This window comes from Halorussus limi (assembly GCF_023238205.1).
GTDB classification, from domain to species: Archaea; Halobacteriota; Halobacteria; order Halobacteriales; family Haladaptataceae; genus Halorussus; species Halorussus limi.
Genome location: NZ_CP096659.1, coordinates 2,897,672 through 2,923,521, shown reverse-complemented (window position 1 = coordinate 2,923,521; position 25,850 = coordinate 2,897,672). Strand labels below are relative to the sequence as shown.

Genomic DNA, 25,850 nt, shown 5'->3' with positions numbered 1-25,850 from the left:
GCTAGCGCGGGAATACCGCCGCGTCGGCGGTTTTCCGTGGTGTTCGTCACGGGGGTTGGCGTCGGGCATTCGTCTGAGTTTCGGGGGTTAATTCGGCGTTTTTCGTGCGTTCTGACCATCTTAATCGCAAATTCGTACGTCAGAGCATCGTTACGCCAGAACTTCCGCCGCGGCGACCCTTTGTTATCCTGCGGCTGTAGACCCGACAGAGACCGCCTGAAAACCGATAAAGCGGCGTCTACTCCGAATCGGACCGAATTTGGCCGGGCCTACACTCCCCCGTTCGGGCCTGTGACGCCGTCCCGACGAGCGCCGTCTACGCGCCGCTCGGTCGCCCCGTTGCGGTGACGTAGATGCCAGCGAGGACGACCGCTCCGCCCGCCACGGTGACGGTGTCGGGGACCTCGCCGAGAAGAGCGAGCGCGAGGAGCGTCGAGCCGACCGGTTCGCCGAGCAAGGTGACGCTGACCACGCTCGACTCGACGTACTTCAGCGCCCAGTTGATGACCGTGTGCCCGAAGATGCCCGGTCCGACCGCCATGCCGAGGAACAGAAGCCACTCCTCGGGCGGGTACGCCGTCGGCGCGACGGTGGTTCCGTCCGCCAGCGCGACGGCGAGCAGGACGACGGCACAGACCGAGTAGACGACCGTGACGTACGGCACCAAGGCGACCCGCTGGCGGAGCGACCGGCCGGCCAGCACGTAGCCCGCGGCCGTGACCGCGCCGGCGAGCGCGAGAGCGTCGCCGTAGAGCGGCCGCGCCCCGGCCAGCGCGCCTCCCGAGACCAGACCGCCGAGCGACATGAACGCGACGCCCGCGACAGCGACGAGGATGCCGCCGACCATGCGGCGATTGATGGCCTCGTCGAGCAGGAGCGCCGCGCCCACTGCGACGAACAGCGGTTGGGACTGGACGAGCGTGACGCTGGCGGCGACGCTGGTCCACTCCAGGCTCTCGAACCACGTCGCGAAGTGGGCCGCGAGCGCGACGCCGGTGACGACGGCGACCAGCGCGTCGCGGGCCGACAGCGCCCGGAGGTCCTCGCGGTAGTTCGTCACCGCGAACGGCGCGAGCAGGAGCGTGGTGAACACCACCCGGTAGAGCGCCTTGACGATGCTCGGGGCGTCGCTGAACCGGACGAGGATGGCGCTGGTGCTGACCGCCACGATGGAGACCGCCAGCGCCGCCATCGGCGGGGTGCGCTCTTCGAGCGACGCCAACCACGTCATCGTGCCCGAAGTCGGACGGCGGTCGTTTAATCGAACCGGTTTTGTGAGCGTGTTCCGAATCCGGGGCATGGACCGAGCGGGAACCGCGCTGGTGCTGGTCTCGGCCGCCGGGTTCGGCACGCTCGGCGTCTTCGGCGAACTGGCGGCGGACGCGGGGCTGTCGATTCCGACGGTGCTCGCGTTCCGGTTCCTGCTCGCCACGGTGGTCGTGTGGCTGGTGCTGGGCGCTTGCGGCCGACTCCGCCTGCTCCGGGGTCGGTCGCTGGCGGTAGGCGTCGCGCTCGGCGCAGTCGGCTACGCGGCGATGAGCGGCCTGTTCTTCTGGGGCTTGACGTTCATGACCGCCGGACTGGTCGGCATCGTCCTCTACACGTACCCGGTCTTCGTCGTCGGCGCGGCGGCGTTGCGACTCGACGAACCGGTGACTCGGCGGACGGTCGCCTCGCTCGCGGCCGCGCTCGCAGGCGTGGCGCTCGTGACCGGCGCGGACCCGGCCGGGGCGGACCCGCGCGGGGTCGCGGTCGTCCTCGCGGCCGCGGTGGTGTACGCGGGCTACATCACTGCGAGTCGGTCGGCGCTGGCGACGGTGGACCCGCAGGTACTCACCGCGCACGTCCTGCCCGGAGCGGCGGTGTCGTACCTCGCGTTCGGGACCGCGACCGGCGGACTCGCGACTCCGGCGACCGACTACGAGTGGGCGCTGGTCGTCGCCATCGCCGTCGTCGCAACGGCGCTGCCCATCTTCGCGTTCTTCGCGGGCCTCCGGCGAATCGGCGCGAGCGACGCCAGCATCGTCAGCACCGCCGAACCGGTGGTGACGCTGTTGCTCGGCGCGGCGGTGTTGGGAGAACCGATTACGACCGCGACGGTGGTCGGCGGCGCGCTCGTCCTCGGGGGCGTACTGCTCGCCCAGACCGGCGAAGCGTAGCGGCTATCGGTGCGTTGGCTCAGCCCTCTCGGGGTAGTCGGACTGGCGGTCCGGGTACGTCGCCCGCGACTGGGTGAAGTACGACGCCCGCGACCGCACGACACGTCCGGGACGAATTGGTCCCGGTTTGCGACGTAAACCTTCGTACTGACTCCGAGCGTTCTACGCCCCCGTTTTTACACTGTGCGCCCTCCGCTCCAGCGTGCGCTGGCGCGGTCGTCGGGGTGCGCCTTCGCGTGCGGGGTCTAGCCGCGAGAACCGGACTCACATGTATCCCGACTCCCGGAAGTACACGACCAGAATCACCGTCACCGCGAGCATGCCCACCATTACGGCCGGATAGCCGTACGTCCAGCCGAGTTCCGGCATGCTGAACGGCCCGCCCGAGAAGTTCATGCCGTAGACCCCCACGACGAACGTCAGCGGGAGGACGATGGTCGCCACGACGGTCAGTTTCTTCATCACCTCGTTGGTCGAGAGCGACAGCGAGTTGAGGTAGATGTCGCGCGCGCCGCTGGCCAAATCGCGGTAGGTCTCGGTCAGGTCCACGAGTTGGACGAGGTGGTCGTACACGTCCCGGTAGTACTTCTCGGTGTCCTCTCGAATCTCGTCGGGGTCGCCTCGGGCGAGGTAGCCGATGGCCTCCCGCGAGGGCCACAGCAGTTTCCGGAAGGAGAGCAGTTCCCGGCGGACGTTGTTGATGGTCTCCAGCGTCTCGATGTCGGTCGCGGTCATCACGTCCTCCTCGACCTGCTCTATCTGGTCCTCGATTTCGTCCAGCACGTCGAAGTATCCGTCCACGATGGCGTCGGCGACTCGGTAGGTGGCGAAGTCCGGACCGTTGCGAAGGATGCGGCCCTCTCCGCGGCCCACCATCTCCCAGACGCGCTCTACCGCGCCGACCGGTTCCGGGGACATGGTAACTAACCAGTCGTCGCCGACGAAGAATCCGACCGACCGCACGGCGATTTCCTCGCGGAAGGTCGTCTCGCCCCGGCGCAGAATCGCGGTCTTCAGCAGGACGAAGGTGTGGTCGTCGAACTCCTCGGTCTTGGGCCGGACCTCGTTGCGAACGTCCTCGACCGAGAGTCGGTGGATGCCGAACGCCTCGGCGACTCGGTCCATCTCCTCGGCCGACGCGTCCGACGCCCGGACCCACGTGGTCCCGGTCGCCTCGCGGGCGGCCCGCAGGTCGTCGTGAATCGTCGTCCCGTCGGGCGTGTAGACGACCGCGTCGACGGTCACGCCGAATCGCCTCCCCAACCGATGGCCAGCAGTGTGACGCCGACCATCACGCCGGTCACGGAGAACGCGCGTCCGGGGTAGGGCGCGGCGACGCCCACCAGATAGCCGACCAGTCCGGCGAGCGTGAACGCGAGACCGGCGGCCAGCGCGGTATTCATATTGTGACCGACACGCGCGACCGAGAAAAACGTTGTCAGACCGTTCGTCGGGGGACGACTCGCCGCTCGTTACTCGCCGTGCTGGACGCCGCGGATGAGTCGGTACACCTTCTGCTCCTGTCCGGGGAGCTTCTGGGGATAGACGCCGACTGCGACCACGAAGTCGCCCTGATGTTCGACCTTCGTGACGTGGAGGTAGGCGTCGAACTCGATGCCCGTCGCGGTGGTGACGCTGGCCTCGAACTTCGAGACTTCCGTCGTCTTCCCGAGCATCGTGCGGTTCTGGCTACTGACCTGCCGGACGCCGCTCACGCTGTCGAGTTGCGAGGTGAACTGCTGGGCGAGCTGGCGGTCGTCGTACTTCTCGAGGGGGTTGAACGACTTGCCGAGTATCTCGACTTTCGGACTCGTGAACGTCGCGAACACCGCGACCTTCTGCTGGCCGACGCCCGGCAGGCCCACGCGCTGGTGGTACTCGGAAATCCAGTTGGTCACGCCGACCTCCTTGCTCTGTCCGGCGGCGCTGAAGGTCCGCGAGACCTCCATCTTCTCGGTGCTGTTGTGCTGGTATCCCGTGTCTTCGAGCGCGGCGTCGCTGACCGTCGCCTCGGTGGCGGAGAACGTCACCGGTCCCGAGAGGAACCCGGTGCATCCGCCGAGGACGAGGAGAACCGCGAGCGAGACGCCAGCGACTGCTCTTCGTGTCATGCTACTCGCGGGGTAGACAGGCCGGGGTTATGAACTTCGTGGCTTCGCCGGACGACCCCCCGAAGTCGGACGCGACGGGTCTGAAATCTAACTGCTCACTCCAGTCGGAACTCGGCGCCCGAGTCGGTGTCTTGGACCTCGACGCCCAGCGCCTCCAACTCGTCGCGCAGGTCGTCGGCCCGCTGGTAGTTGCCCGCGTCGCGCTCCCGTTCGCGCACGTTCAGCACGAGTTCGACCAGTTCGTCCAGCAGTTCGACGTTCCCCCCGGCCTCGCCCGACAAGTCGAAACCGAGGACCGCCTCGCCGAGTTCCTCGAAGGTCTCGACCGCGTCGCGGAGCGCCCGATAGTCGTACTCGTCGCGCGAATCGACGTGCTTGTTGACCGCGCTGACCAGTTCCAGCAGGGCCGTGATTGCCTCGCGAGTGTTGAAGTCGTCGTTCATCGCGGCCGCGAACTCCTCGCGGGTCTCGGCGACCGCGCCGCGGAGCGAGTCGTCCGCGACCTTCGTCCGGGCGTCGGGACTGTCGGCGGCCTCGACCGCGCGGTCGTAGCCGCGTTCGAGTCGTTCCCATCGCTCGACCGCCTCGTTCAACGTCTCCTCGCTGTAGGTCTGGCGGTTGTTGTAGGCGGTCGAGAGCAGGAACATGCGGACGGCGTCCGCGCCGAACTCCGAGACCGCGTTCCGGACCGTGAAGTAGTTCTGGAGACTGGAAGACATCTTCTCGCCGCCGGTCTCCAGCAGGCGGACGTGCATCCAGTACTTGGCGAACTGCTGGCCGGTCGCGGCCTCGCTCTGGGCGATTTCGTTCTCGTGGTGGGGGAAGACGAGGTCCTGCCCGCCGAGGTGAACGTCGATGGTCTCGTCGAGGTGGGTCATGCTCATCGCCGAGCACTCGATGTGCCATCCGGGGCGGCCCTCGCTCCACGGCGAGTCCCACGTCTGGCCGCCCGACTCGGCGCCGTCGGACGAGTCCGACGAGTCTCCGCTCGCGTCGCTCGCAGAGACACCGTCGGGGTGGGCCTCTCCGGCCTTCCAGAGCGCGAAGTCGGCGGGGTGGCGCTTCTCTTCGAGTTCCTCGTCCTCGCCCTGCGCCTCCATCTCCTCGACGTTCTGGTTCGAGAGTTTGCCGTAGTCCTCGAACTCGGTCACGTCGAAGTAGACCGACCCGTTGGACTCGTAGGCGTAGCCCTTCTCGACGAGGGTCTCCACGAGGTCCACGATTTCGGGGACGTGCTCGCTGACCCGCGGGTAGACCTCCGCGCGGAGGAGGTTGAGCGAGCGCATGTCGGTCAGGACTTCCGAGACGAAGTTCCGAGCGACCTCCGCCTCGCTCTCGCCGAGGTCGTCCTCGCCGACGCGTGCGACGATTTTCTCGTTCACGTCGGTGAAGTTCTCGACGTGGCGCACGTCGTAGCCGAGGTGGTCTAGCCAGCGGTGCATCACGTCGACGTGGACCCACGACCGGGCGTGTCCGAGATGTGCGAGGTCGGAGACCGTCAGTCCGCAGTAGTAGAGTAGCACAGATTCGGGGTCCTGCGGTTCGAACGGTTCCCGCTCACCGGAGAGGGTGTTCGTCACGTGGAGCGTCATTGGCGCCTAGTTGCCGGAGCGACCGTTTTAAACATTCGATAGACGCACTTCGCGCCGATTATCGGGCGCTCGGCTCCGCCGCCCATTTCGGTGGGTCGGCCGCCGACTACGCTCGGTCGGGTTCCGCCGACACCGGAACCACGTCGAGGGCGTCCTCCACGATTCGGAGCGCGTCGGGACCGTCGCGGCGCTCGACGACCACGAGGAGGCCCTCACCCGCGAATCCCGCCGCGCGGACCGCCACGCCGTCGGCGTCCAAGCGCCCGAGGACGTGTTCGAGCGCGCTCGCGTCCGCGTCGCCCTCGGCGAGAACGCCCGTGAGCGACCCCTCGCCGGGCGCGAGGCGGGTTCCGCCGACCGAGAGCAACGCGTCCTCGTCCGTTTCGACCTCACCCAGTCCGCTCTCCATCGAGACGCGCGCGCTCCGCGACTCGGTCTCTCGGTCGGGCAGCGACTCGGCGAACCGCCGGAGCGCGGTGGCTATCGAGTCGGCGTCGCCGTCGATGTCTCCGGACAGCGAGCGGGCCGCCGCGGTGTAGTTGACGACGCCCGCCCGGAGCGCCGCGAGCAGGAAGGGCCGACGCCGGGCCGCCGCGCGGGTCTCCTCGGCCAGTGACATGCGCGGAGCGAGGGCGGCAACGAGCAAAAGCGATGCGATAGCCACGGGCGAACGGAGAGAGCGCCCGCGGGCAGTCGCCCTACCGAACGAGGAGATAGCCCGCGGCGACTACGCTCCCGAGGACGGCCAGCGCGCCCGCCAGCACGGCTACGCTGTCTGAGAGCGAGGCCGACCCGACGGCGACGGCCAGCGCGAAGACGCCGAGGACCGCGACCGGCGCGTTCCGGCGCACTGAGACGTCCGGGAACTCGAACCCCGAGTCGTCGGTTCCGTCGGCGGCGGCGTCCTCGGCGTCGCCGCCCGAGCGCTCGGCGAGCGTCTCGTCCACCGCGACGCCGTCTTCCTCGTCGGGTTCGGCGACGGTCACGGAGACGTAGTCGGTCTCCGCGCCGTGACCGGTGACGATTTTGAGTTGTCCTTCGACCGGCCGCGGCCCGCCGTCCTCGATTTCGACGCTGACCTGTCGCGTCGAGTCGGCGTCGACGAAGTGGTTGTTCGCGGGGATGGACGCGACTGCCGAGAGGGCGTCGTCCAGATGCAGGTGGACGTGGACCGGCGCGTCGCCGTTGTGAAGCAGGACCGGAAACGAGTCGGTCGCTTCGAGCGACGCCCGAGTCTGGATGTCGTGCAGTCGGTCGTGGTTGAGACGGACGGGGAGACTCTCGGACACGCTATCGACACCTCAAACGCAGGGTAGAAAAAACTACGCCTCGACGTCGCGCATGTCCGGCGGCAGGAGGTTCGGGATGCCGTCCTCGATGGGGTAGGTCTCGCCGCACTCGGTACAGGTCAGCGTGCCCGAGATGACCTCCTCGTCGTCGTCGGTCTCGGTCGCGTCGAGTTCGAGTTCCTGCTTGTCCAGCGGACAACAGATGATGTCCATCAGCGACTGCTTCATGCTATTGCCTGTGAGTGGGTGGGGCAAAAGCGTGACGGGTTCGCCGGGCACGGCGACGCGACGCAGGCGACGCGCGAACGGCAGTTCGACGACTTCCGTGAGCGCCGAACTGTGTTCGACCGGCGATTCGACTCCTCGTCGGGTGGTCTGGTTCGAACGATTCCGACCGTTCGGCCGGCGCGGACCGTCACGCCTCCCGGAGTTCGGGTTCCGGCGTCTCGTCCGCGACTTCGTCGGCGAGTCGCTCGGCGAGCAGTCTGACCGCCGTCTCGTGTTCGGACTTCGGGCGCTGAACCTGATACGGGCCGATTTCGCGCGTGCCGTACCCGTCGAACGTCTCCGGGAGGTCGTGACGGACCGCGAGGTATTCGTGGGTCTTTGCGAGTAGCGCGTGGAGATACAGGAGTTCGGTTTTCTGCATGGCGCGTGCCTGTCGGCGTAGCCAGTGGGTCGTGTGACGCGGCTAGTGGTCGACTCCGGTTCCGGCGCTATCGGTGGTCTTCGCTCCTCTCGGCCCCGACTACCCCCGGTATGGTGTACGTCCACACGGCCTTAAACCTGACCGCCGACGCACCGAGCGCCGCCGAGGAGGAAAACGACGGTCTCTCGGCCCGTTACTCCAGCGGGTTCTCGACCACGACGGTCTCCTCGCGGCCCGGCCCGACGCCGACCGCGTACACGTCGGCGTCGAGTTCGTCGCTGACGTATTCGAGGTAGGCCCGAGCGTTCTCCGGAATCGCGTCGTAGCCCTCGTCGGCGACGGCCTGCCAGTCGACGTCCTCCCAGCCGTCGAACGTCCGGAAGTTGGGCTCACACTGACTCCACCGCTCGGTGGTCGCGGGCATCGTGAAAATCTCGTCGGTGTCATCGGACTCCGTCCGATTGCTCGACGAGTCTCCCTCGTCGGTGATGAGGTCGTAGCTGTGGCCGACCTTCACCTCGTCCAGTCCGGCCAGCACGTCGATGTGATTGACGGCGAGACCGGTGAACCCGTTGGCGCGCGCCGAGTGGCGCAGCATCGGCATGTCCAACCAGCCGACCCGGCGCGGACGGCCCGTGACGGTGCCGTACTCGCCGCCCTCCTCGCGGATGTACTCGGCCAGTTCCTCGTTCTCGCCCTCGCCCTGCTCGTCGTAGCCGGGCGTGTCGCCGACGACGCCGCCGAGTTCCGTCGGGAGCGGGCCGCTTCCGACCCGGGTGAGGTAGGCCTTGACGATGCCGACGACTTCCCCGCCGCCGACGACGCCCGGACTCAGGCCGGTGCCCGTGGCGGCCCCGCCCGCGGTCGGATTCGAGGAGGTGACGTAGGGGTAGTTGCCGTGGTCGATGTCGATGAGCGTGCCCTGCGCGCCCTCGAACATCACTTCGTCGCCGTCGTCCAGACGGTCGGCGAGGAACTCCCCGGCGTCCACGGTCATGTCGTTCTCGGCGAGTCGCTCGCCGTAGCCCTTGTACTCCTCGTAGAGGCTGGCGATGTCGAACTCCTCGCCCGTCTCGACGCCGAACACGTCCTCGGCGAGTCGCTGCTTCTGCGGGACGACGTACTCCAGTTTCTCGCGGAGTCCCTCGGGGTCGAGCAGGTCGGCGACCCGGATGCCGCGCCGACCGGCCTTGTCCTCGTAGGTCGGACCGATACCGCGGCCGGTCGTCCCCACCTCTTGGTCGGACTCGCTCTTGACGTCCTCCTCGATGCCGTCCAGCACGCGGTGGTACGGGAAGATGACGTGCGCGCGCCGGGCGACCCGAACGTCGGGGTCGAGACCCCGCTCGCGCAGGTCGTCTATCTCCTCGAACAGCGTCGCGGGGTTGACGACGCACCCGTTGCCGAGGACGCCGACCTTCCCGCGGACCGCGCCGCTAGGAACCAGCGAAAGCTTGTACTCAGTGCCGTCCTCGACGACGGTGTGGCCCGCGTTGTCCCCGCCCTGATAGCGGGCAACCACGTCGACGGCGTCGCCCCAGAGGTCAACGACGCCGCCTTTCCCCTCGTCGCCGAGTTGCGAACCGACGATGGTTACGGTCATTACGCGGAGTGGTTCTCTCGCACCCCGTAAACCGATTACGGTCTTTCGGCCGATGTTGTACACGTTCGTGTCCACATCGGCGCCCGCTCGGTCGAAAAGACGCAGTATCGAGGATACTACGCGAAGGTAAAGGAATTTAACCGTCGGGTCCCAAAGCCAGAACTGTTAACCTCTCGCACCACAAAGCGTAGGGATGCGGTTTTCCGCGGTTCCGTCGGACAGCAACTTTTAAAAGGCTCTAAGACAAGTTAACACATGCCATGATAGATAGACTTGAGAAGGAAGTCGATATGTTGGAGCGCCATCTGCAGGTCCTGAAGATGGTCATCGAGAGCGAGCCTATCGGCATCGTGAAGATGTCGAACGAGACCGGCTACCCCCACCACAAGGTCCGATACTCCCTCCGCGTCCTCGAAGAGGAGAACCTCATCGAACCGTCGAGTCAGGGAGCCATCACCACCGAGCGCACCCAGGAGTTCGTCGACGAACTCGACGACAAGATCGACGAAATCGGAAGCAAGCTCGACGAGATGAAGATCAGCGAAGCCGCAGAAGCCGAAAGCTAGAGCTCCGGCACGTTCAGGTGGAAGCCACCGCTCCGTGACTCCACGAGACAGAGGTGGTATCCCCGCTTTCGGGAGAGTTTCACGAAACTCTCTCTCTTTTCCCGGCTGAGGAACCCGCCCGAGGTAGCCGACTCCGTCGTTTCGAGCGCCTCGGGTTCGAAGAAGCTCTCGGTCACTTGGAACGTCCCCGATAGCTCGTCGTGGGTCTGCGCGACGTCCGACGAGGCGTCGACCAGCGACCCCATCATCTCGCCGGTCGTGGGGTCGCGTGAGTCGTTGAGGTCCGCGACGAGCAGCGGGTTCCCCATGCGGTCGCGCATGATGATGTCGAACGACTCCTGTCGCGTGTCGTCGTCGGTACTCCCCGCGCTCACCGACCCGTGGAGGTCAACGCGGTCTATCTTCGGAATCGACTCGTAGAGGTCCTTCAGGCTGGTCCGGTGGCCGGTGTCCCGAATCTCGTACAGCAGTTCCTCGACGACCCACGAGACGAACCGGTACTCGAAGGAGTCGGTCAGGAACGAGTCGAACGCCTCGCCCGCGACCTCCACGTCGTCGGCTTCGAACTGGGTGTGGTGTTCGAGTCGGAGGTTCGCGTTCACGTCCTCCGCTTCGACCGTCCCCTCGGCGGCCTCGTCCAGCGTGGCCTTTCCCTTCGACTCGTAGCGCACGAAGAGGTTGGTCCCGTCGAACGCCTGCGAGGGGTCGAGTTGCCGCTTGCCGCTCGCGCTCCCCGCCGACCCGGCGGTTTCGAGTTTGGCTTCGAGTCGCTCGACCTCTTGGCGGAGCGCGTCGCGCTCGCGCTTGTACTCGTTGCGTTCGGACTCCACGTCCGAGAGTCGGTCCTTCAACTGCTTCACCTGCTGTTTGCGCTGCTTGAGCTGCGACCGGAGCTGCTGGACGCGCTCCTTTGCGTCTTCGCTGACCTCGGACGACTGGCCGGACGCCCCCGCGCCGGGACTCCCCGCACCGTCCGCGCCGCCGGCCTCGCTCGCCCCGCCCGTCGCGGTTTCGGTCTCGGGCGCGCTCGGCGACCCGTTCTGTCCGGAGGCCGCGCTCGACCGGGACCGCCGGTCCGACCGGCCGCGCGACGCTCGGTCCGCGCTCGGCCGCTCGTCGCTCGGGGACCCGCCGGTCGCCGACTCCGGACTCGTCGGGTCGGGCGACGCGCCTCCGTCGTCGGCCGCGCTCTCGGCGGATTCGGCGGCCGCCCCGGCGAGATCCTCGCTCCGGTCGGGGTCGAGCGACGGAATCGTAGTGGTCTCGCGCCACTCCTCCTCGTCGGCGAACGCGCCGCCGGTCTCTCGCTCGTCGGGCTCGCCGTCGGACTCCGATTCGGGCGTCGAGTCGGTTCGGGCGGGGTCGGCGCTCGGTTCGGCGCCCGCGCTAGGCTCCGCTCGGGCCGCCGCCTCTCCGCCGGGCGTGGCCGTGTCCGCACTCACACCGGCCTGCTCGCTCGCTCCTGCGTCCGCCTGCTCGCCCGCGCCCGTCGCCCGCGCGTCGGCCTCCGCGGGTTCGACCTCGCGCTCGGTCGTCTCGACTTCGGTCCCGGTCGCCCCGACTCCGGCGTCCGAGGTATCTGCGCCCCCGGTCGGCGACTGCTCTGTGTCCGAGGTCGGTTCGGCTTCCTCGACGCGGCCCGCGGCGGACTGCTGTTCGGCGGACTGCTGCCCCAGGGACCGCTGTCCGGCGGCCTGTCCACTCGCATCGCGCTCCGGGCGTCGGCCGGCGTCGGTCGGGGCGGCGTCGGCGCTCGCGGTGTCGGCGTCGGACCGAGTCGAGTCGCCACCGGGCGCTCTGCCGACTCCGCCGGACGGTTCGCCCGCGCCTGTGGCGGAGTTCGCACCTGCTCCCGCGGCACCCGCACCGCCCGAAGGCTCCGAACTGCCCGCACCGCGCGCGTCGTCCGGACCGCTCGCGACGCCCGACGGTTCGGGTTCTTCGGGTTCGTCGGGTTCCGGGAGGTCGATCACTTCGACGTCCACGTCCCGGACCTCGTAGATTCCCACCTCGTCGTTGGCGCGCTCGAAGGCGTCGTCGCCGGTCACGACCTGCTCGCTCGCGCCGACGAACGCGACGCTCATCGAGCGCCCGCCGTAGTAGGCCACGTAGTAGTCGCCGCTCAGGACGTTCTCGCTGAGTTCGACGTAGCCCGTGAAGTTGCCGCTCGTGAGCGTCGAATCGACCTCCGAGAGCGGCGTGTCGTTCGTGTAGTACTTTGCTTGCGTCTCGCCGCCCTGCTCCTGCATGCTGAACAGGAGCGGGAGCGACGGGTGAGGCGCGGCGTAGGCGGTGCCGTCGGCGTCCTCGAAGTCGTCGAGACTCCCCTCGTAGACGCCGATTATCCGTCCGTTGAGCATGAATAGCCACGCGCCACCGGCCCTGACTGCCCCCGAGAACTCCCCGTTCGAGAGTTCGCGCAGGCCAGCGTACCCGTCCCCGAAGGAACGAGTCTTCCAACTTTTGACCTGCTCGACCGTGCGCGTTTCCATATTACGTGGAAGCCACAAGCCTCTCAAATATCTTGCGGCCCGAACTTCTGCTGCGAGCGCGACACGAGCGTCGCGCCCTCGCAAAACTTCGGTGAAAACCCTTCGTCACTCCTCAGCACCGCCACCAGTTCGGGGTTTGGGGTTCTCCTGTATACTCGCCCTATCGCGCAACGCTCCACGCCGTGCGACGCCCCTCGCACGCGGTGGATTGTGTGTTTCTCCCCGGAAGTCAATCGGGCGCCAGTCCGAGAGAGTCGGGGTCGCGCATCCCCCACCTTCCGCGGAAAGTCCAGCAGTGTTACGCGAGAGAGCGAAGCGACCGCCGGAAAAGGTCGTCTTAGATTTTGGATTCCGCGTCGTCGGCGAGTTCCTGCATGCGCTTGCCGATGCGGCCCGCCTCGCTGAACTCGTCGTCGCTCATCGCGGTGGCGAGCGCGTTTCCGAGGACGAACACCGCGTGCTTGTGCTCGCTCTTGGACTTGTGGACGTGCGAAGGGTCGACGTCGAGTTGTTCGTAGGGGTCGAACAGACCGTCGGTGACGTGTTCTTGGTCCTGGAAGTACTCCATGATGAGGACCATCTCCTCGTGGAGTTCCAGAAGCTCGTCCTTGTGCATGCCTGTGGATACGGATGTGTCTGGTTTAAGGGTTTCTGACAGAGCCTCACACTGCTCCGAAAAGAGAGGGTTAGAAGACGTACTCGTCCTCGTGGCCCATCATCCCTTCGTCTTCGATACCCGGTTCGCGGTCGTCGTCGTCCATCGGACCGCTCGTTTTGTAGGCTTTCAGGCCGGTCGAGAGCAGATCCTCGATGGCCTCCTCCCGGTTCACGAATTCGCCCTGTTCGACCATCTGGGCGATCTGCATTTCGAGATGTTCCGGAATAGTTATCTCTACCTTCGGCATTGGAACATTGGTGGCTTCGGGAGGGGTGTTCTTAAGTCTGACGGGGACGAGTACCGCCGACGGCAAGCCATTTTTCCAGTAGTGGAAAATACGTTTCCGGAACCTAAACTTCGAACGTCGAACGACAAACGGAAGTTACGCACATCCGGATACAACCGGAGATTATCACCGACTGATGGCAAAAAAGCGGGCGGACGGGTCTCAGCGGCTACTGAGCATCTGCTCGATGGAACTGACGATGCGGCCCGGTCCCATCGCGCTCAGTTTCTCCTCCATTCGCTTCTGGTTGTAGTAGCTAGCGAACGCGAGAATCGTCGGCGGCCAGAGACCGATGAACAGGCCCTGCATGCGATTCCCGCGTCCGAAGAACTGGTACCACGACAGAGCGACCGATGCGGCCGACGCGAGGATGGCGAGGTCCGTCGTCGACTCCTCGGCGGCCTCCATCTTGGCCTTTCGTTCGACCGTTTGCTGGTTATCCATTGACATCGCGACCACACCTTAGCACAGGCCGTCCTTTGTTATTCAGTTGCTGCCCGGGAGTATCGACAATTAGTTGCGGGAGTTCATTCAGTTCGACGCGTAATCGGTTCGTTACGCCCGAGCCCAGACCGGCCACCGTACGCCGAAATCCCCGATTGAGAACGGGTACGCCGACGGAGAATCCGCCCGGAGTCGTTAAACCTACTTGGGTTCGCCGCCGACTGGGACCCATGAGCGTCACCGACGTGACGGACCTCCACGAGGAGTTCGGCGGCGAGCGCCTACCGCCGGGCCAGCGGAAGACGAGCAAGTTCCCGGTCCTCTCGAAGAGCGGCACGCCCGACTGGAACCCCGAGACGTGGGAGTTCACGGTCACGGGCGCGGTCGAAGAGGAGCTATCGTTCTCGTGGGAGGAGTTCAAGGACCTCCCGAGCGAGACCCAGAAACAGGACTTCCACTGTGTGACGGGGTGGAGCAAGTTCGACTGCGAGTTCGCGGGCGTCACGTTCCCCGACCTCGCGGAGATGGCGGGCGTAGAGGACGACGCGGTTCACGTCATGTTCTCCGCGCTCGACGGCTACACGACCAACCTACCGCTAGACGACTGCATGCGCGAGGAGGTCCTGTTCACCTACGAGTTCGACGGCGACGCGCTCCCCGAGGAACACGGCGGCCCGCTCCGGGTCGTCACGCCCCACAAGTACGCCTACAAGGGCGCGAAGTGGGTGGACGGCGTCGAGTTCCTCACCGAACCGGAGCGGGGCTACTGGGAGAAGCGCGGGTACTCGAACACCGCGAACCCGTGGAACGAGGAGCGGTACAGTTAGGCGTTCGGGTCGCCGAGAGCGCCGATTCGAGTTCTCACCGGGAGAACATTCGAGTCTTCGACGTCGCGTGCGATTCGACTAGCCGTATACCAACTCGGAGCGTATCACGAGTAATTCAGTTAGACTAAAGGCTCCCCACTCCCCAGTTCGACTGAATGGAGTCTCCGCCCCGCGACGGACAGGTGTCGGCCGAACCGACCGGCTCCGCCCTCGTGAGCCGGGCAGTAGAGCTACCAGACTGCGACCCCCGACCCTTCCTCGCCGGGCGGGACGCACCACGTGTCTACTGGACCAGTCCCTACGGTCCGGAGTTCGCCGGCGGCGGCACCGCGGCCCGCATCGCGGCCGACGGTGCCGACCGGTTCGAGACGGTCCGCGAGGCCGCCGACGAACTGTTCGAGGGGCTCGACTACGACGGTCCCGAGGCGGCCCGCCCGCGACTCTTCGGCGGGTTCGCGTTCCACGAGGACCACGACCCGGCCCCGCCGTGGCAGGGGTTCGGCGCCGCCGAGTTCGTCCTGCCCCGGACCCAGTTGACCCGCGCGAACGGCGAGACGTGGCTGACCGTCTCGTCGCTCAACGCCACGCCGGAGGCGGTCGAGCGCGAACTCGCCGAGGTCCGTGAGGCGCTCGCCGAGAGCCGAGACCGGGCGAACGGGCCCGACGCCGGACCGCCCGGCGTCGTCTCGACGACCTCGACCACGACCCGCGAGGAGTGGGCCGAGCAGGTCAGCGCCGCAGTCTCGCGCATTGAGGCGGGCGACCTACGGAAGGTCACGCTGGCCCAAGCGCTCACCGCGGAGTTGGCCGACGAGGTGTCGATACCCGACGCGCTCGCGCGCCTCGGCGAGTCGTACCCCGACTGTTTCAGGTTCTGCTTCGAACCGACGACCGACGGTGCCTTCTTCGGCGCGACCCCCGAGCGCCTCGCCACGCTCCGAGGGCGGACCGTCGAGACCGACGCCCTCGCGGGGTCGGTCGGCCGGGGCGACACCCCCGAGGAGGACGCCGAACTCGAAGCCAGCATCGAGACGAGCGAGAAGATGGCCCACGAACACGGACTAGTGGTCGAGACCATCCGCGACCAGCTTTCGCCCGTGTCGGGCGAGGTCCGGGTCGCCGACCGCCGGGTCCGGAAGCTGGCGACCATCCAGCACCTCTGGACGCCCATCGAGGCCGACCTGACCGACAACGGCCACGTCCTCTCCATCGTGGAGGCCCTGCACCCGACCCCCGCGGTCGGCGGCCTGCCGCCCGAGGCGGCGCTCCGAACCATCCGCGAGACCGAGACCTTCGACCGCGGCTGGTACGCCGCGCCGGTCGGCTGGTTCGACGCCGCGGGCGACGGCACGTTCGCGGTCGGCCTCCGGTCGGCGGTCACGGACGGCACTTCGGCGACGCTGTTCGCCGGAAACGGCATCGTCGCCGACAGCGACCCCGACGAGGAGTACGAGGAGGTTCAGTTGAAGTACCGGCCGATTCTGGACGAACTGGAAGATGAGTGACCGCGACGACTCCGACCCCGACTCTCAGGCACCGAACCGCAACACGCTCTGGGCGCGAACCCTCGTCTCGGAACTCGAAGCCGCAGGCGTGGACGCGGTCTGCGTCGCGCCCGGCAGTCGTTCGACGCCCCTGACGGTCGCGTTCGCCCGACATCCCGACATCGAGGTCTTCTCGCACTTAGACGAGCGGTCGGCGGCGTTCTTCGCACTGGGTCGGGCCAAGCGCACCGGGAAGCCGACGCCGCTGGTCTGCACCTCCGGCACCGCGGCCGCGAACTTCCACCCCGCGATCGTCGAGGCGACGCAGGCCCGCGTGCCGATGCTCGTCCTCACGGCCGACCGACCGCCGGAACTCAGAGACTCGGGCGCGAACCAGACCATCGACCAGCAGAAGCTCTACGGCGACGCCGTCAGGTGGTACGCCGACCTGCCGGAACCCGAACCCGAGGGCCGGAAACTCCGCTCGCTGCGGACGACCGTCGCGCGCGCCGTCGCCGAGTCGAACGGGACGCCGCCGGGACCGGTCCACCTCAACGTCCCGTTCCGAAAGCCGCTCGAACCGGTCGAGGTTCCCGGCGACGTGCCCGAGAATTTAACGGACGAAGCGCCGCTCGGCGCGGGGGGCCGGACCGAGAGCGACGGGACCGCCCGGCCCTTCGTCCGGACCGCACAGGGCCGCCCGGAGTTGGCCGACGCCGACCTGCGCGGCGTCCGCGAGACCGTCGCGGACGCCGACCGCGGTCTGCTCGTCGTCGGTCCCGCGGACGCACCGACGCCGGAGCGCGAGGCGCTGGCGAGTCTCGCCGAGGCGACCGGGTTCCCGATTCTGGCCGACCCGCTCTCCGGACACCGGTTCGGACACGACGACGAGACTCCGGTCGTTGGCGGCTACGACGGCTACCTCGACGCGGTCGGCGAGTCGTGGCCCGACCCGGAAGTGGTCGTCCGGTTCGGCGCGTCACCGACCTCGAAGGTTCTGCGACGTTACCTCGAATCGAGCGACGCCCGGCAGTTCCTCGTGGACCCCGCGGGCGGGTGGCGCGAAGCGACGTTTACCGCGACCGACCTGCTGGCGGCCGACCCGACCCGGTTCGCGCAGACGCTCGCCGAGGAACTCGACGGCGAGTCGAGTCGGTCGGACGAGCGCGAGACGTGGCGCGGCCGCTTCGCCGACGCCGAGCGCGACTACTGGTCGCTGGTCGAGTCGGGCCGGGCCGAGCGACTGTTCGAGGGCGGCGTCCTCTCGGCGGTGGCCGCGGACGCGCCCGACCCCGCGACCGTGATGGTCTCGAACAGCATGCCGGTCCGGGACTTGGACCGGTTCGCCCGACCGCGGGCGGCCGACGTGACGGTGCTTGGCAACCGTGGCGCGAGCGGCATCGACGGCATCACCAGCACCGGACTCGGCGCGGGGAGCGCGACCGACGACCCCCTCGTCCTCGTCACGGGCGACTTGGCGTACTATCACGACATGAACGGCCTCCTCGCGGTGGCGCGCTGCGGCGTGGACGCGACCATCGTGGAAATCAACAACGACGGCGGGGGCATCTTCCACATGCTTCCCATCGAGGACTTCGAACCGCCGTTCACCGAGCAGTTCCGGACGCCCCACGGTCTCGACTACGAATCGACGGGCGACCTCTACGGTCTCGACTTCGAGCGGTTCGGGGACCTCGCTTCGTTCCGGTCGGCGTTCCGCGAGTCGGTCGGCAGCGCGGGCACGCAGGTCCTCGAAGTCGTCACCGACGCCGAGGAGAGCCACCGGTTCCGCGAGGGACTGGCCGCCCGCGCAGCCGAGCAATTGGAGTGAGCGACCGGCGGCCCCGCCCGACCGACGCCCCGTTTATCTGCGCTGAGAATCGAGACAAGATTAATATCTGCGCCCGCGCAATTTCAGTCAACGGCTATGTCAGTCGCATCCTCCGAGGCCCTGACCGAGTTCCTCCGAGCGCGCGTCGGCGACCACCTCCGAAGCGTCATCTACTACGACGACGACGGCGGCGAAGTGCTGTACGTCCGCGACGACGTGGCCGACGAGTACACCGACGGCGACATCCGAGAGGTCGTCCGCGACGTGCGACTGGAGGCCGTCGAGAAGCCCCATCAGGAGGACCTCTACGCCCACGGTCCGCTGAACTGCACGGTCCGGTCGTTCGAGGACGCCGTGGAGATGCACTTTCCCCACGACGAGACCAGCGGTACCGCGGTCGCACTCGACGGCGAGGTGTTCGCGATGCACAACACCTTCATCGGGCAGTGCTTGGACGCGATGGAGTCGTAGTCGGTCCCTCGTAGTCTCCGCTACCGCTCGTCCGTCTCCGGATGCGCCGGGTCGTGGCGCTCGAACCACTCGGTCAGCGTCCGCAGGCGGTGAATCGCCCGGTCAGGGTCGCCGATGTTGTGGTGTTCGCCGGGGTAGACGACGAGTTTCGAGGGGACGTCCCGCTTCTTCAGGCGGACGTACAGTTGCTCGGCCTGCCACGGCGGACACCGCCAGTCCTCCTCGCCCGCCGTGACCAGCGTCGGCGTCTCCACCTCGTCCACGTCCTGAATTGTCGAGATGTCCCGGTAGTTCTCGGGGTTCTCCCACGGCAGGCCGAGGTCGTTCTCGTACCAGAGTTGGGTGTCGGCCGTCCCGTAGAGACCGTGGAAGTCGTAGATGCCGTGCTCGGGTGCGGCCGCCGCGAACTCGTCGGTTCGCGTGATAACGTAGAGGCTGTTGATACCGCCCTGCGAGAACCCCGTGACGAACAGGCGGTCGGGGTCGGCCACGCCTCGCTCGACCATCTCCCGCGCGCCGGAGACGATGTCGTCGGCCTCGCGCGGCCCCCACTCGCCCCGAATCTGCTCGCTGAACGCCTGCCCGTAGGACGACGACCCGCGGTAGTTGACTTCGAGGACCGCGTAGCCCTTCCCGGTCCAGTAGGTCTCCGTGAAACCGAACCGCGGCGAGTCGTAGGCCATCGGACCGCCGTGGACGTTGACGACGAGCGGAAGTCCGTCGTGTTCGCCCTCCTCCGCCTCCTCCGCGTCCGCTACGTCCGTCGCGTCGAAGTCGGCGGGCAGGTATGCGACGGCCTCTATCTCCTCACCGTCGGAGTTCTCGAAGCGGACGCGCTCGCAGGTCGGCGTCTCGACTTCGGCCCGGAGGTCGGCGTTCAGGTCCGAGACCCGACGAACCGGGTCGTCGTCCGCGGGACCGGCGTTCACTGCCCCGGTCGGGAGTGTGTAAACCTCCGAGGGCCGGTCGGGCGACGAGAGTGCGAGTGCGACCGTTCCGCCCGCCACATCGAACCCCGTGACCGTGCGGTACTCGCCCTGCCGGTCGTAGACGCGTTCGGGGTCGCCGCCGACGCGGAGTCGGACCAACCGAGTCCGCCCGGCGTCGGCGAACGGCGCGAGAAGCGTGTCGTCGTCCACCCACGCGGGCGTTCCGGCCCGCGAGAGCGTTCGGTCGAGCGCGGCCGAGACGCTCGTCCAGTCGGCCTCGTCGGGGTCGGCCACCAGCACGTCCGCCGAGTCGTACCAGTTCTCGGCGTCGCGGGCCGAAATCGCCAACCGCTCGCCGTCGGGTCGCCACCGGACGTCGCTCACGAACAGGTCGCCGTCGGTGAGTCGCCGGAGGTCGGAGCCGTCGGGCGAAATCGTGTACACGTCCATCGCGCCCGAGTCGTCCGGTCGCTCGGTCCGGTTCGAGAGGAACGCGATGCGGCTACCGTCGGACTCGGCCGGCGACCACGCGGGACACAGGCCGGTCCGGGGTTCCATCGCGCCGCCGCCGTAGGCGTCGTCGAGGCGGGTCGCTTCGCGGGTCTCGCGGTCCACGACGAACAGGTAGGTCGTCACGTCGTCCAACCAGCCGTGACCGTCGAACTTGTGCTGGAGGCGCTCGGTCTCGACGGGACCGTCGTCCTCCCGGCGGTTTTCGAGGTACTCGCGCTGGTCCTCGGTGGGGTCGCGGGCCGCGACCACGAGACGCTCGCCCTCCGGTCCCCAGTCGAACTCCTTCGCGCCCTCCTCGAAGTCGGTTATCTGGCGGGCGTCGCCCCCGCGTTCGAGGTCGAACGCCCAGACCTGCGGGCGGTCCTCGCCGGTCCTGTCCGCGTCGTCATCGCCGGTCTCGTCGGCGTCGTCCGTGGTCTCGTCGGCGTCGTCCCCGGCCTCGTCGCTCGCGCTCTCGACCCCGTCACCGTCGTCGCTCTTTCCCACGCGGAAGTCGAGGTCTCGCTCGCGGTCGGCGACGAACGCGAGGGCGCTCCCGTCCGGACTCCACTTCGGGGACCCCGCGCCGGGGAGTCGGGTCAGCCGATGGGGGTCCCGGCTTCCGTCGGTCGGCGCGACGAACAGCGATTTCCTGTGGGTCTCCTCGCCCTCGTCGGCTTCCGTGACGACGAACGCGACGCGCTCGCCGTCCGGGGAGACGACGGGGTTTCGGACGCGGCGCAGGTCGTAGAGGTCCTCCAGTTCGAGTTGGCGCGGTTCCATGGCCCCGCTTCAGAGTCCTCGAAAATAATTCCCCGCCTTCCGTGATAACAGTTCGCGAGGGCGGGTCGCTACGTCTCCTCGTAGACGAACCGCTCGACGCGGTCGAGTCCCTCCTCGATTCGGTCAAGGCTGTTGGCGAAGCTAATTCGGAGGTAGCCTTCCCCGGCGTCGCCGAACCCGTCGCCCGGCGCGGTGACCACGCCTCGCTCCGAGAGGAGTCGCTTGGCGACTTCGAAGCTCCCACCCGGCAGGTCGCTCACGTCGAGGAAGGCGTAGAACGCCCCCTCGGGCCGCGGGCAGGAGACGACGGGCATCTCGGCGACGCGTTCGACCACGAAGTCCCGGCGCTCCGCGAACGCGGCCTTCATCTCGGCGACCGGTTCCTGCGGGCCGGTCAGGGCGGCCAGCGCGGCCTGCTGGCTCACGCTCGACGGGCAGGCGGTCGTGCTCTCGCCGATGCTGGTGACGGCGTCCACGACCGGTCGCGGCCCGGCGAGCCATCCCAACCGCCACCCTGTCATCGCGTAGGTCTTCGAGCAGGAATCGACCGTCAGGACGTTCTCGGGCGAATCGACGTAGGACGCGACGCCCCGGAAGTCGCGGTCGTAGGTCAGGCGACCGTACACCTCGTCGGCGACGACGTAGGCGTCGTGGGCCACCGCGGTCTCGACCACCTCGGCGACGGCGTCCTCGTCGTAGACCCGGCCGGTCGGGTTCGACGGACTGGTCAGGACGACCGCGGCGGTGTCGTCGCCGATTTCGCCCGCCACGCGCTCGGGGTCGAGGTCGAACCCCGACTCCGCGGGGAGCGGGACGGTCACGGGAGTCCCGCCGGCCAACTGGACCTGATTCACGTAGTTCGGCCACGCGGGCGTGGGCACGACCACCTCGTCGCCCGGGCCGACGAGCGCCATCATCGCCAGCGAGAGGGCCTCCATCGCGCCGCTCTTGACGGTGACCTGCTCGGGGTCGTACTCGACGCCGCTCTCGCGGGCCATCGTCTCGGCGATGGCCTCCCGGAGCGGCGGGATTCCGGCGTTCTCGGTGTAACTGGTCGCGCCCTCGCGGGCGGCCTCGGCCGCGGCGTCGACGATGTGGTCGGGCGTGCCGAAGTCGGGTTCGCCGACTTCGAGGCGGACCAGTTCCCGGTCGGACTCGCGTCGCGCCTCCTCGGCGAGGCCGAACATCACGCGAATCTTCGAGCGTTCGAGGCTCCGCGTCCGGTCGGCGAGTCGCGCGGAGGGGTCCCGCTGGCTTGCGTCGGTCATGGGCTACGTCACGGAGTTGGGCGTGAAGTAAGTTCGCTCCGCGGAACTATCCGAGCGCGGCGACGACCGCGTCCGTGCGACGCACGGCGGCGAACTCGTTACGGAGGTTCGCCAGCGCAACGTCGTGGACCACCGACGGGTCGTATCGGGTGCCGTCGCGGCCCTCAGCTTCGAACGCTGCGGTCGCGTCCGCGACCACGACCGGGGAAAACCCGAGGTTGTCGGCCATCCGGGTCGAGGTCGAGACGCAGTGGTTGGTCGTCAGTCCGGCGATTACCGGCGTCTCGCATCCCATTTCCCGGAGTTCGTCGGCGAGGTCGGTCCCGACGAAACAGCTATTCACCGACTTGTGGACGACCGGTTCGTCGTCGTGCGGAGCGACCTCGGGTTTGAACGCCACGCCCGGGCGGTCCGGTCGGAGCGGCGAGTCGGACTCCGTAGAGCGGTGCTGGACGTGGAAGACCGGCCGGTCGGTCCGCCGCCACGCGTCCAGCAGTCGCGCGGCGTTGGCCTCCGCGTCGGGGTTGTTGCGCTCGCCCCACGAGGGGTGGTCGAACCCCTGCTGGACGTCTATCAGCACGAGCGCGGCGTCGGTCGGGAGTTCGTCCATGGTCGAGTGTCCGACTCCTGCGAGAAAAATCTACGCGTCGGGAGGGCCCTCGCACCGGAACCGGGCGCGTTCGGGAATCTTTTTGCGCGCGCCGCCCCGACGCGGACACATGGTATCCGAGATTTTCGACCCCGAGAAATGGGAGTCGGCGGGTCCCGACTTCGACGACATCACCTACCACCGGGCGGTCGATTCGGGCACCGTCCGCATCGCGTTCGACCGACCCGAAGTCCGCAACGCCTTCCGACCGAAGACGGTGGACGAACTCTACGACGCGCTCGACCACGCCAAGCGCCAGACCGACGTGGGGTGCGTCCTGCTCACGGGCAACGGCCCGTCGCCGAAGGACGGCGGGTGGGCGTTCTGCTCGGGCGGCGACCAGACCGTCCGGGGCGAGGAAGGCTACGAGTACCGCGGCGAAGACGGTAAAACGGACCAAGCCGCGAAGGGCGGCCGCCTCCACATCCTCGAAGTCCAGCGCCTGATTCGCCACATCCCGAAACCGGTCCTCTGCGTGGTGCCGGGATGGGCCGTGGGCGGCGGCCACAGCCTCCACGTGGTCTGTGACATGACCATCGCCAGCGAAGACCACGCCGTCTTCAAGCAGACCGACCCCGACGTGGCGTCGTTCGACGGCGGGTTCGGGTCGGCGTACCTCGCCAAGCAGGTCGGTCAGAAGAAGGCCCGCGAAGTCTTCTTCCTCGGGAAGAACTACGACGCCGAGGAGGCCGCCGACATGGGGATGGTCAACGAGGTGGTCCCCCACGAGGAACTCGAAGACGTGGCGCTGGAGTGGGCCGAGGAGATGAACTCGAAGAGTCCGACCGCGATGCGCATGCTCAAGTACGCCTTCAACGCCACCGACGACGGGATGGTCGGCCAGCAGGTCTTCGCCGGCGAGGCGACCCGACTGGCGTACATGACCGACGAGGCGCAGGAAGGTCGAGACGCGTTCGTCGAGGGGCGAGAACCGGAGTTCGACGAGTTCGACTGGCACTACTGACCCCGGCGTAGCTTTAACCGAATCGGGACCGAACCGGGTTACGGACGGTACCGTGACCTCGATAGCCGATTTCGTCCTCGCGGCCGACGGGTTCCCCCTCGGAAAGGCGTTCGAGGACTTCCCCGACGCGGTGTTCGAACTCGACCGGGTGGTCCCCAGCGCCGACACGGTCATGCCGTACTTCTGGGTGACCGACGAGAGCGCCGACATGACGGACGTTTGCGAATCGCTCGACCGCCTCCCCGAGTTGCGGTCGGCGGTGCTGATGGAGGACCTCGGCGAAAGGGGACTGTTCCGGGCCGAGTGGGAACCGGAGTTCCTCGGCATCATGACCGCCATCGCCGAAACCGGCGTGACCGTCGTCTCCGCCACCGGTTCCAAGAACGGATGGACGTTCGAACTCCGGGCCGAGACGTCCGACGCGCTCGCGGCGTTCAAGCAGTACTGCGACGACCACGACATCCACGTGTCGCTCGCCAAACTCAGCCACCTCTCGGAGTTCGAGACGGGCAACGCGTTCGGCCTCACGCCCGAACAGCGCGAGGCGCTGGTACTCGCGTACGAGGAGGGGTACTACGAGGAACCCCGCGAGACCGACCTCGACGCGCTCGCCTCCGAACTCGGCATCAGCCGACAGGCGTTCTCGTCGCGGTTGCGCAGGGGCTATCGCATCATCGTCGAGAGCGGGTTGACGGGCGAAGGAGACGCCGATACTTAAACGGGTTACATGGGTAACGGCGGAGTTGACCCGTCCGGCGGGAGTACCGAGAGGCGATGACCAGCGAGGGAATGCAACAGCCGATTTTCACCTACGAGATATCACCGTCGGAGTCGTTTAGCGAGGGCGTTATCGCCGCGGTGGCCGAGGCTTCCGGTACCGACGCGATAGCGCCGAAAGACGCCGCCGATTCTGCGGAGGTTCTCGAACCACTGTACACCGTTGTCGACCCGGACGCTCTCAACGCGCTGTTACGAGACCGGGACTCCGGTCAAGATGGTGTCGAGGTGTCGTTCGCTTACCACGACCACGAGGTCACCGTCTCGGGCGGCGGGCGAGTCGAAGTCGAGCGTCGCTCGACGACCGACGAAGCGTCCGACTGAGGGGACCGACCGTCGCGGTGAACCGACCGAACTCGCCGCCGCCCGCCCGCTTAAGGCCGTCACGACCCAAAACGACTCCATGACCGACGAGACTCGGGAGTACGAGGTCGCGGTCGTCGGGGGCGGACCCGCGGGACTCACGGCCGCGCTCTACACGACGCGACTGAGCCACGACACCGTGGTCGTCAACCGCGGCGGGGGCCGGGCCGCGATGATGACCGAGACCCACAACGTCATCGGCGTCACCGAGGACGTGTCTGGCAAGGAACTGCTCCGGACCGCCCGCGACCAGATTCAGCGGTACGGAGCCGACTACGTTCGAGACTACGTGGAGTCCGTCGAACAGACGGACGACGGGAGATTTCGGCTCTCGACGGGAGAAGGAGACGACGACGCCGACTTCACCGCGGAGAGGGTAGTGCTGGCGACGGGGTTCAACGACGAGCGCCCCGACCCGCCGCTCCCGCCCACCGGTCGGGGCCTCCACTGGTGTCTCCACTGCGACGCCTACCTGTTCGTGGACGAACCGGTGTTCGTGATGGGGGCCGGCGAGTCGGCCGCCCACGTCGCCATGATTATGCTCAACTTCACCGACGAGGTGGACCTGCTGACCCGCGGCGACGAACCGACGTGGAGCGACGAGACCGACCGCCAGTTGCGCGCCCACCCCGTCGAAATCGTCGAGGCGGAGGTCGCCGGGATGGAGAAGAGCGACGACGGCTGGTTGTCCGGATTCGAGTTCGAGGACGACACCTTCCGCGAGTACCGCGGCGGGTTCCCGATGTACGGGTCGGACTACAACGCGGAACTCGTGGACCAACTCGGCTGTGAACGCAACGACGACGGCACCGTCGCGGTCGGCGACGCGGGCGAGACCAGCGTCGAGGGCGTCTACGCCGTGGGCGACCTCACGCCGGGTCACAACCAGATTCCGGTCGCGATGGGCGAGGGCGCGAACGCCGGTATCGACGTCCACTACTCGCTCCGAGAGTTCCCGAAGTCCATCGAGGAAATCGAAGCCGAGGGCGAGGTGTCGCCCGACGAGGTGCCGGGAATCTCCGAGACGTTGCGCGAGGCGGCCCGCGAGTTCAGGGCGACCGGAGACGACTGAGCGGCGCCCGCCTCCCCGCCCTCGTTTAAGTGCTTCTGGCGACAAGGAGTAGATACGAGCGAAGTGCGGTTCTCCCGGACACTCACTTCCG

General features: G+C 67.6%; 27 protein-coding genes. 10 read left to right on the top strand and 17 right to left on the bottom strand.

Annotation, left to right across the window (positions count from 1 at the left end; genetic code table 11):
- Positions 1-316: 316 nt before the first annotated feature.
- On the bottom strand, positions 317-1,231 hold the full coding sequence (locus tag M0R89_RS15020) for a DMT family transporter (protein ID WP_248649894.1): 915 nt from the start codon (positions 1,229-1,231) through the stop codon (positions 317-319).
- 67 nt (positions 1,232-1,298) lie between these two features.
- Between M0R89_RS15020 and M0R89_RS15015 the strand changes: the two genes are divergently transcribed.
- Positions 1,299-2,159 (top strand): DMT family transporter, encoded by an 861-nt coding sequence (locus tag M0R89_RS15015; protein WP_248649893.1) that lies wholly within the window; start codon positions 1,299-1,301, stop codon positions 2,157-2,159.
- Positions 2,160-2,423: 264 nt separating this feature from the next.
- Here the strand turns inward: M0R89_RS15015 and corA are convergent, their stop codons facing one another.
- The 9 genes from corA to M0R89_RS14970 form a co-directional block, all read right to left on the bottom strand.
- On the bottom strand, positions 2,424-3,404 hold the full coding sequence (corA, locus tag M0R89_RS15010) for a magnesium/cobalt transporter CorA (RefSeq protein WP_248649892.1): 981 nt from the start codon (positions 3,402-3,404) through the stop codon (positions 2,424-2,426).
- Positions 3,401-3,562 carry a hypothetical protein gene (locus M0R89_RS15005; protein WP_248649891.1) on the bottom strand — a complete coding sequence of 54 codons (162 nt, stop codon included), beginning with the start codon at positions 3,560-3,562 and terminating at the stop codon, positions 3,401-3,403. The genes corA and M0R89_RS15005 overlap by 4 nt, the downstream gene beginning before the upstream one ends.
- A gap of 69 nt (positions 3,563-3,631) precedes the next feature.
- Entirely contained in the window at positions 3,632-4,270 is a 639-nt protein-coding gene (locus tag M0R89_RS15000; RefSeq protein ID WP_248649890.1) for a DUF6517 family protein, read from the bottom strand.
- Between the two features lie 95 nt (positions 4,271-4,365).
- Positions 4,366-5,862, bottom strand: coding sequence for a cysteine--tRNA ligase (gene cysS / locus M0R89_RS14995; protein ID WP_248649889.1), 1,497 nt, complete (start codon positions 5,860-5,862; stop codon positions 4,366-4,368).
- Positions 5,863-5,968: 106 nt separating this feature from the next.
- A complete protein-coding gene (locus M0R89_RS14990; protein WP_248649888.1) occupies positions 5,969-6,481 on the bottom strand; it encodes a DUF7523 family protein in 513 nt (170 codons plus the stop codon).
- A gap of 79 nt (positions 6,482-6,560) precedes the next feature.
- Positions 6,561-7,151, bottom strand: coding sequence for a DUF7524 family protein (locus tag M0R89_RS14985; protein ID WP_248649887.1), 591 nt, complete (start codon positions 7,149-7,151; stop codon positions 6,561-6,563).
- Positions 7,152-7,184: 33 nt separating this feature from the next.
- Positions 7,185-7,379: a methytransferase partner Trm112 gene (locus M0R89_RS14980; RefSeq protein WP_248649886.1), complete on the bottom strand. Its 195-nt coding sequence runs from the start codon at positions 7,377-7,379 to the stop codon at positions 7,185-7,187.
- A 187-nt stretch (positions 7,380-7,566) separates the two neighbouring features.
- A complete protein-coding gene (locus tag M0R89_RS14975; protein ID WP_248649885.1) occupies positions 7,567-7,800 on the bottom strand; it encodes a UPF0058 family protein in 234 nt (77 codons plus the stop codon).
- Positions 7,801-7,993: 193 nt separating this feature from the next.
- Positions 7,994-9,403 carry an adenylosuccinate synthase gene (locus M0R89_RS14970; protein WP_248649884.1) on the bottom strand — a complete coding sequence of 470 codons (1,410 nt, stop codon included), beginning with the start codon at positions 9,401-9,403 and terminating at the stop codon, positions 7,994-7,996.
- Positions 9,404-9,663: 260 nt separating this feature from the next.
- Here M0R89_RS14970 and M0R89_RS14965 point away from each other — a divergent pair, with 260 nt between their 5' ends.
- A complete protein-coding gene (locus tag M0R89_RS14965) occupies positions 9,664-9,969 on the top strand; it encodes a hypothetical protein (protein WP_248649883.1) in 306 nt (101 codons plus the stop codon).
- Here the strand turns inward: M0R89_RS14965 and M0R89_RS14960 are convergent.
- The 4 genes from M0R89_RS14960 to M0R89_RS14945 all read right to left on the bottom strand — a co-directional run bounded on the left by M0R89_RS14960 (position 9,966) and on the right by M0R89_RS14945 (position 13,849).
- Positions 9,966-12,461: a DUF7527 domain-containing protein gene (locus M0R89_RS14960; RefSeq protein ID WP_248649882.1), complete on the bottom strand. Its 2,496-nt coding sequence runs from the start codon at positions 12,459-12,461 to the stop codon at positions 9,966-9,968. The genes M0R89_RS14965 and M0R89_RS14960 overlap by 4 nt on opposite strands.
- 337 nt (positions 12,462-12,798) lie before the next feature.
- On the bottom strand, positions 12,799-13,077 hold the full coding sequence (locus M0R89_RS14955) for a UPF0058 family protein (protein WP_248649881.1): 279 nt from the start codon (positions 13,075-13,077) through the stop codon (positions 12,799-12,801).
- A gap of 70 nt (positions 13,078-13,147) precedes the next feature.
- Positions 13,148-13,366, bottom strand: coding sequence for a ribbon-helix-helix domain-containing protein (locus tag M0R89_RS14950; protein WP_115795808.1), 219 nt, complete (start codon positions 13,364-13,366; stop codon positions 13,148-13,150).
- Positions 13,367-13,567: 201 nt separating this feature from the next.
- The gene (locus M0R89_RS14945) at positions 13,568-13,849 is read right to left on the bottom strand and encodes a hypothetical protein (protein WP_248649880.1); all 282 of its coding nucleotides are present in this window, start codon (positions 13,847-13,849) and stop codon (positions 13,568-13,570) included.
- Positions 13,850-14,079: 230 nt separating this feature from the next.
- Between M0R89_RS14945 and M0R89_RS14940 the strand changes: the two genes are divergently transcribed.
- The 4 genes from M0R89_RS14940 (at position 14,080) to M0R89_RS14925 (ending at position 18,462) form a co-directional block, all read left to right on the top strand.
- A complete protein-coding gene (locus M0R89_RS14940; protein ID WP_248649879.1) occupies positions 14,080-14,676 on the top strand; it encodes a sulfite oxidase-like oxidoreductase in 597 nt (198 codons plus the stop codon).
- Between the two features lie 155 nt (positions 14,677-14,831).
- Positions 14,832-16,181, top strand: a complete 1,350-nt coding sequence (locus M0R89_RS14935) for an isochorismate synthase (RefSeq protein WP_248649878.1) — start codon at positions 14,832-14,834, stop codon at positions 16,179-16,181.
- Positions 16,174-17,991, top strand: a complete 1,818-nt coding sequence (menD, locus tag M0R89_RS14930; RefSeq protein WP_248649877.1) for a 2-succinyl-5-enolpyruvyl-6-hydroxy-3-cyclohexene-1-carboxylic-acid synthase — start codon at positions 16,174-16,176, stop codon at positions 17,989-17,991. Before M0R89_RS14935 ends, menD begins: the two co-directional genes overlap by 8 nt.
- A gap of 96 nt (positions 17,992-18,087) precedes the next feature.
- The gene (locus M0R89_RS14925; protein ID WP_248649876.1) at positions 18,088-18,462 is read left to right on the top strand and encodes a DUF7522 family protein; all 375 of its coding nucleotides are present in this window, start codon (positions 18,088-18,090) and stop codon (positions 18,460-18,462) included.
- 20 nt (positions 18,463-18,482) lie between these two features.
- Here M0R89_RS14925 and M0R89_RS14920 read toward each other — a convergent pair whose 3' ends face one another.
- From M0R89_RS14920 to M0R89_RS14910, 3 genes are all read right to left on the bottom strand, one after another.
- Complete coding sequence (locus M0R89_RS14920; RefSeq protein WP_248649875.1) at positions 18,483-20,666, bottom strand: S9 family peptidase; 2,184 nt, start codon at positions 20,664-20,666, stop codon at positions 18,483-18,485.
- Between the two features lie 68 nt (positions 20,667-20,734).
- The gene (locus tag M0R89_RS14915; RefSeq protein WP_248649874.1) at positions 20,735-21,934 is read right to left on the bottom strand and encodes a pyridoxal phosphate-dependent aminotransferase; all 1,200 of its coding nucleotides are present in this window, start codon (positions 21,932-21,934) and stop codon (positions 20,735-20,737) included.
- Positions 21,935-21,980: 46 nt separating this feature from the next.
- On the bottom strand, positions 21,981-22,544 hold the full coding sequence (locus M0R89_RS14910; RefSeq protein WP_248649873.1) for a cysteine hydrolase family protein: 564 nt from the start codon (positions 22,542-22,544) through the stop codon (positions 21,981-21,983).
- A gap of 109 nt (positions 22,545-22,653) precedes the next feature.
- Here M0R89_RS14910 and M0R89_RS14905 point away from each other — a divergent pair, with 109 nt between their 5' ends.
- The 4 genes from M0R89_RS14905 to M0R89_RS14890 all read left to right on the top strand — a co-directional run bounded on the left by M0R89_RS14905 (position 22,654) and on the right by M0R89_RS14890 (position 25,759).
- Positions 22,654-23,547 carry a 1,4-dihydroxy-2-naphthoyl-CoA synthase gene (locus M0R89_RS14905; RefSeq protein ID WP_248649872.1) on the top strand — a complete coding sequence of 298 codons (894 nt, stop codon included), beginning with the start codon at positions 22,654-22,656 and terminating at the stop codon, positions 23,545-23,547.
- 52 nt (positions 23,548-23,599) lie between these two features.
- Positions 23,600-24,265, top strand: coding sequence for a helix-turn-helix domain-containing protein (locus M0R89_RS14900; RefSeq protein ID WP_248649871.1), 666 nt, complete (start codon positions 23,600-23,602; stop codon positions 24,263-24,265).
- A 56-nt stretch (positions 24,266-24,321) separates the two neighbouring features.
- The gene (locus M0R89_RS14895; protein WP_248649870.1) at positions 24,322-24,648 is read left to right on the top strand and encodes a HalOD1 output domain-containing protein; all 327 of its coding nucleotides are present in this window, start codon (positions 24,322-24,324) and stop codon (positions 24,646-24,648) included.
- 79 nt (positions 24,649-24,727) lie between these two features.
- Positions 24,728-25,759, top strand: a complete 1,032-nt coding sequence (locus M0R89_RS14890; protein ID WP_248649869.1) for an NAD(P)/FAD-dependent oxidoreductase — start codon at positions 24,728-24,730, stop codon at positions 25,757-25,759.
- Positions 25,760-25,850 lie beyond the last annotated feature (91 nt).

Coding starts and splice junctions, on each gene's coding strand:
- M0R89_RS14940 (WP_248649879.1), top strand. CDS start 14,080: ATGAGCGTCACCGACGTGACGGACCTCCACGAGGAGTTCGGCGGCGAG.
- M0R89_RS14970 (WP_248649884.1), bottom strand. CDS start 9,403: ATGACCGTAACCATCGTCGGTTCGCAACTCGGCGACGAGGGGAAAGGC.
- M0R89_RS14980 (WP_248649886.1), bottom strand. CDS start 7,379: ATGAAGCAGTCGCTGATGGACATCATCTGTTGTCCGCTGGACAAGCAG.
- M0R89_RS15015 (WP_248649893.1), top strand. CDS start 1,299: ATGGACCGAGCGGGAACCGCGCTGGTGCTGGTCTCGGCCGCCGGGTTC.
- M0R89_RS14890 (WP_248649869.1), top strand. CDS start 24,728: ATGACCGACGAGACTCGGGAGTACGAGGTCGCGGTCGTCGGGGGCGGA.
- M0R89_RS14990 (WP_248649888.1), bottom strand. CDS start 6,481: ATGTCACTGGCCGAGGAGACCCGCGCGGCGGCCCGGCGTCGGCCCTTC.
- M0R89_RS15020 (WP_248649894.1), bottom strand. CDS start 1,231: ATGACGTGGTTGGCGTCGCTCGAAGAGCGCACCCCGCCGATGGCGGCG.
- M0R89_RS14965 (WP_248649883.1), top strand. CDS start 9,664: ATGATAGATAGACTTGAGAAGGAAGTCGATATGTTGGAGCGCCATCTG.
- M0R89_RS14915 (WP_248649874.1), bottom strand. CDS start 21,934: ATGACCGACGCAAGCCAGCGGGACCCCTCCGCGCGACTCGCCGACCGG.
- M0R89_RS14950 (WP_115795808.1), bottom strand. CDS start 13,366: ATGCCGAAGGTAGAGATAACTATTCCGGAACATCTCGAAATGCAGATC.
- menD (WP_248649877.1), top strand. CDS start 16,174: ATGAGTGACCGCGACGACTCCGACCCCGACTCTCAGGCACCGAACCGC.
- M0R89_RS15005 (WP_248649891.1), bottom strand. CDS start 3,562: ATGAATACCGCGCTGGCCGCCGGTCTCGCGTTCACGCTCGCCGGACTG.
- M0R89_RS14895 (WP_248649870.1), top strand. CDS start 24,322: ATGACCAGCGAGGGAATGCAACAGCCGATTTTCACCTACGAGATATCA.
- M0R89_RS15000 (WP_248649890.1), bottom strand. CDS start 4,270: ATGACACGAAGAGCAGTCGCTGGCGTCTCGCTCGCGGTTCTCCTCGTC.
- M0R89_RS14975 (WP_248649885.1), bottom strand. CDS start 7,800: ATGCAGAAAACCGAACTCCTGTATCTCCACGCGCTACTCGCAAAGACC.
- M0R89_RS14910 (WP_248649873.1), bottom strand. CDS start 22,544: ATGGACGAACTCCCGACCGACGCCGCGCTCGTGCTGATAGACGTCCAG.
- M0R89_RS14905 (WP_248649872.1), top strand. CDS start 22,654: ATGGTATCCGAGATTTTCGACCCCGAGAAATGGGAGTCGGCGGGTCCC.
- M0R89_RS14960 (WP_248649882.1), bottom strand. CDS start 12,461: ATGGAAACGCGCACGGTCGAGCAGGTCAAAAGTTGGAAGACTCGTTCC.
- M0R89_RS14925 (WP_248649876.1), top strand. CDS start 18,088: ATGTCAGTCGCATCCTCCGAGGCCCTGACCGAGTTCCTCCGAGCGCGC.
- M0R89_RS14935 (WP_248649878.1), top strand. CDS start 14,832: ATGGAGTCTCCGCCCCGCGACGGACAGGTGTCGGCCGAACCGACCGGC.
- M0R89_RS14955 (WP_248649881.1), bottom strand. CDS start 13,077: ATGCACAAGGACGAGCTTCTGGAACTCCACGAGGAGATGGTCCTCATC.
- M0R89_RS14920 (WP_248649875.1), bottom strand. CDS start 20,666: ATGGAACCGCGCCAACTCGAACTGGAGGACCTCTACGACCTGCGCCGC.
- cysS (WP_248649889.1), bottom strand. CDS start 5,862: ATGACGCTCCACGTGACGAACACCCTCTCCGGTGAGCGGGAACCGTTC.
- M0R89_RS14945 (WP_248649880.1), bottom strand. CDS start 13,849: ATGGATAACCAGCAAACGGTCGAACGAAAGGCCAAGATGGAGGCCGCC.